The organism is Acidisphaera rubrifaciens HS-AP3 (assembly GCF_000964365.1).
In the GTDB taxonomy this organism is placed as follows: Bacteria; Pseudomonadota; Alphaproteobacteria; order Acetobacterales; family Acetobacteraceae; genus Acidisphaera; species Acidisphaera rubrifaciens.
Genome location: NZ_BANB01000347.1, coordinates 1 through 4,529 on the forward strand (window position 1 = coordinate 1; position 4,529 = coordinate 4,529).

Genomic DNA, 4,529 nt, shown 5'->3' on the forward strand with positions numbered 1-4,529 from the left:
GACCGGCTGCTGCGGCTGCAAGCGGCGCGGCAGGCCGCCGCGTCCGGCCGGCTGCGCGTCGTCTATGTCTCCGGCGAGCCGCACACGCCCGGCCACGTCTATCGCGTCGCCCGCTTCGCCGACGCGGCACGCATGGCGGACGCCGAGGTGGAGGTGATCGACGCCGCCGACCTGCACCGGCGTTTCGACCGGCTGGTCGGCAGCGACGTCGTCATCATCTGGCGCGCCGACTGGTCCGCGACGCTCGAGCGCGCCATCCGCCTGATGCGGGCCAACGGGACGCGCATCTTCTATGACATCGACGACCTCATGTTCGACCGCGCGCTCGCCACCGTCGAGGTGATCGACGGCATCCGCTCGGTCGGGCTTGACACGGATGAGACCGCCGCCCTGTTCGACCGCGTGCTGCTGGCGATGGCCTATACCGACGGCTGCACCTGCACGACGGAGGAACTGGCCTATCAGGTCCGCCGCAAGCGGATGCCCTCCTATGTCCTGCCCAACGGCTTCGACACCGCCGCGCATGCCCGCTCGCGCCTCGCTGTGCGTCGCCGCCGCGCGACGGGCGGCGACGGGCTGATCCGCATCGGTTATGCCGGCGGCAGCCGCACGCATCAGCGTGATTTCGCGATCGTCGCGGGGCCGGTCGCGCGGGTGCTGGCCGCCAGGCCGGATTGCCGCCTCGTGCTGTTCCACGACGTCGCCTATGACCGCCCGCTGATCGACGTCGCGGAGTTCCCGGCGCTGCACGCACGCGCGCATCAGATCGAGTGGCGCGACACGGTGCCGACCGACGCGCTGCCGGACGAGCTGGCACGCTTCGACATCAACCTCGCCCCGCTGGAGGCCGGCAACCCGTTCTGCGAGGCCAAGAGCGAGATCAAGATCTTCGAGGCGGCGCTGGTGGAGGTGCCGACCATCGCCTCGCCCACCGGGCCGTTCCGACGCGCCGTGCGCGACGGCGAGACGGGACTGCTGGCGGCGGACGAGGACGCGTTCCACGCCGCGCTGATCCGCCTGCTCGACGATCCGGCGCTGCGCCGCCGGCTCGCGCACGCGGCGTATCTGGACGCGCTGTGGCGCTGGGGGCCGGAACGGCGGGCGCAGCTTCTGTTCGCCTTCTTCGATCAGATGCGCGGCGGGCGGCGCGCGGCACAGGCCTTCGACCTCGAACGCCGCCGCGCGGCCGAGCCGCCGTCGCCGCCGCCGGCCCTGGGCGATGCCGAGACGGTGTTCGCCCGCGACGCCCTCGGCGAGGCGGCCGTCACGGTGGTGGTCCCTCTCTATAACTATGCCGCCTATGTCGAGGAGGCGCTGGACTCGGTCGCGGCGCAGACCGAGGCGGTGATCGACCTCGTGATCGTCGACGACGCCTCCACCGACGCCTCGCCCGCGATCGTGCGCGCATGGGCCGACCGTCACGCCGGGCGCTTCAACCGGCTGCTGGTGCTGCGCCACCGCGTCAACGGCGGGCTCGGGCGCGCGCGCAACAGCGGCGTGGACGCGGCGGAGACGCCCTATGTGCTGCTGCTGGACGCGGACAACCGGCTGCGTCCGCACTGCGCCGCGCGGCTGCTGGCGGCGGCGCGCGACAGCGGGGCGTCGTTCGCCTATCCGGCGATCGAGACCTTCGGGGCGGAGCGTGATGTCCGCACCGCCCAGTGGTTCCAGGCACAGAAGCTGGCGGGCGGCAACTACGTCGACGCCATGGCGCTGGTCGCCAGGCCCGCCTGGGCCGCCGCCGGCGGGTTCGCGGCGATGGAGCCGATGGGGTGGGAGGACTACGATTTCTGGTGCCGCTGCGCCGAAAAGGGGCTGTGGGGCATCGCGGTGACCGAAGTCCTCGCCGATTACCGCGTCCACGGGCAGTCGATGCTGCGCGTCACCACCAACGTGCCGGCGCGCAAGCTGGCGCTGGTGGCCGACATGGAGGCCCGCCACCCCTGGCTGCACATCCCGCCGCCCGAGTAGCGCCCACCGAATGGCGCCCAACCGAATAGCGCCCGACCGAAGGCTGCATCCGCGCGGTGACGGGCCGTCCAAACGCAAACGGGCGGTCCGAAGACCGCCCGTCCGTTCGTATCGCGTCGCTCAGCCGATGGGGATCAGCCGAACGACTTGATGTAGCTGGTGTTGCTCGAGGTGAACCCGGACAGCGTGATCTTCGTGCCGTCGCTGAGGTTGATCGTGGTGGAGCCGCCCGCAGCCATGACGGTCGGAGCCGCGCCGCCGTAGTTGACCAGATCGATCTGATCCTGGCTGTTGAAGCCGTTGACCAGATCCGTGCCGCCCGACGTGCCGTTGAAGAAGGCGAGCGAGTCGGCACCCGTGCCGGCGAACATGGTGGTCGAGCCGGCGCCGCCGATCAGCATGTCGCCCTGCGTGCCGCCGCCCGCGTTCAGCGTCTCGCTGCCCGCACCAGCGACCAGCGTCGCGCTGCTGGTGCTGCTGTAGTAGTTGATGTCGCCGCCCGACACGCCGAACAGCGTGTCCTTGACGCCGCCGACGATGGTCGAGCCACCGACACCGCCGACGAAGGTCAGGGTGTTGTTGCCACCGAAGACGACGTCGCCGCCGTTCCCGTAGACCGTCTGGTTCACATAGGCGTTGCTGCCGACGATGGTGTCGCCGCTGCCGCCGTCCGCATACAGGCCGGACGTCGTGCCCATGAAGATCGTGGACTTCGTGCCCGTCTCGCCGACCGTCGCCGCGCCGGCGCCGGCCGTGATGGTGTCGCCCGTGCCGTCCGAGAACAGGATGTTCGAGGTGCCGGCCGACCCGCTGATCGAGATGACGTTGGTGCCGGCCCCGGCATCGATCGAGCCGCTGCCGTTGGCGATGACGGTGTCGTTCCCGCCGCCGAGCGCGATGTCATAGGACGAGCCGGTCGGCATGTTGATGTAGTTGTTGCCGCCGCCCGCCGCGATGCTGGCATTGCCGACCGCGCCGTTGAACGTGAGCCCGCCCGTGCCGGCGATCACGTTCATGAAGGCAGCGCCGGTCAGCGTGACCGGGGCAGCCGCGGAGTCCGTGAAGAAGTTGGTGCCCACCGGCGGGCTGAAGGCGCCGCCGACGGATGTCAGCTGCTCGGTGATGCCGCCTACGGGGACCGTCGGCGCATTGGTGGCGCTGAGGTTACCGTTGTTGAAGGCGGTGTTAATGATGCCGGCGAGTTGCTGCGCGAGGGCATAGTTGGCCGAACCCGTGAAGGGCACGGTCACGATGGTGCCAGAGGCACCGTAGACCGTAACGTTAGGCATCGGATTACTACCTGGATCTTAATTTCGGTGAGGCCCCCGCGAGCGCGGTGCAGTGGAGTTACCAAATCTGCATGGGCGGTGCAACAACGCTCTGCATGCCGGATGACCAATCGCGAAAACTTGAGTGCAGCGCAGCACAGACGCTCGGCTTCGTAACGTCTGATTAAATAGTCGTCAGAGACGCCCCTTCGTTGCCGCTCGGTTAATGGCGGATTCCGCGGCATAAGGCGCGACTGCCCGTTGTTGCATGACCATGATTTGTGCATTAACCAATCGGATCGGACAGAATTTGTGCAGATCGGGGGCCGTGACGGGGCCGGCCCGGCTTCGTCTGGCCTCCGCCCACGGCGGCCGCGGGACGCCCGACAGGACCGGCCGGGCACGCCGCCGCGCGGCATTTCGTTGCGGAACCGGATGATTTCATCGACCCGAAACCGGGCCAGAATCAACCCCTTAGGCGCTCCGGATTAACGGTGGAATAACGTTCTGATAGCGGCGGTATGCGGCCGTCCGGCGCCGCCGGGCCGTTTGTTCACGAATGCGTGATTAACGCGGAGGCTCGCGTAAGCGGGGTCAGATCCCGGCGTACCAAGTGTAGCCGAGATCCTCCCACAGCCCGCCCTTGCCGCCGCCGATGTGGGCAAAGGTGGATACGACCTCGATCCGCATGACGTATTTGGCCATCTTGTAGCCGAGCTGCCGCTCGACCCGCAGGCGCAGCGGCGCCCCGTGCGCCACCGGCAGCGGCGCGCCGTTCATGTCATAGGCAAGGATGGTCTGCGGGTGGAACGCGTCGCCCAGGTCGATGCTCTCATAGTACTTGTCGGCCGACATCGTGCCCTCCAGCCGGTCGGCGCAGTGGAACACGACATAGCGCGCCCCCTGCTTCAGCCCGACCCGCTGCAGCAGCGGCCCCAGCACCGCTCCCCTCCACTGCCCGATGCAGGACCACCCCTCGACGCAGTCATGGCGGGTGATCTGCGTCCGCGCCGGCAGCGCCCGCAGGTCGGCCAGCGACAGCTTCGCCGGCCGCTCCACCAGACCGCCGATCTCCAGCCGCCAGTCGGCGAACTTCGCCGCCGCCGCGTCCTCGTACTCCTCGTCGTCCGGCGCCGTCGTGCCGTTGGCCTTGAAGCTGCGCGAGACATCGGACGGGCGGTATTCCTGCGCCAGCGCCGTGGGCGAGGTCAGCAGCCGCTGCACCGTCCGCGTGATGTCCTCCGTCCGGCCCAGCGCGTCGCGCGCGTCGCCGCTGCGCGCCAGCCGGTC

General features: G+C 69.4%; 3 protein-coding genes. 1 reads left to right on the top strand and 2 read right to left on the bottom strand.

What is annotated here, in order from left to right; all coding sequences use genetic code 11:
• Positions 1-1,971: glycosyltransferase (locus B8460_RS10830; RefSeq protein ID WP_048861614.1), on the top strand; the 1,971-nt coding region annotated here is incomplete at its 5' end.
• A 134-nt stretch (positions 1,972-2,105) separates the two neighbouring features.
• On the opposite strand, the gene B8460_RS10835 is transcribed toward B8460_RS10830, so the two are convergent.
• Both B8460_RS10835 and B8460_RS10840 read right to left on the bottom strand, forming a co-directional pair.
• A complete protein-coding gene (locus B8460_RS10835; RefSeq protein WP_148360530.1) occupies positions 2,106-3,260 on the bottom strand; it encodes a beta strand repeat-containing protein in 1,155 nt (384 codons plus the stop codon).
• A gap of 573 nt (positions 3,261-3,833) precedes the next feature.
• The coding region (locus B8460_RS10840) for a molybdopterin-binding protein (RefSeq protein ID WP_048861616.1) at positions 3,834-4,529 on the bottom strand (696 nt) is incomplete at its 5' end.

Coding starts and splice junctions, on each gene's coding strand:
- B8460_RS10835 (WP_148360530.1), bottom strand. CDS start 3,260: ATGCCTAACGTTACGGTCTACGGTGCCTCTGGCACCATCGTGACCGTG.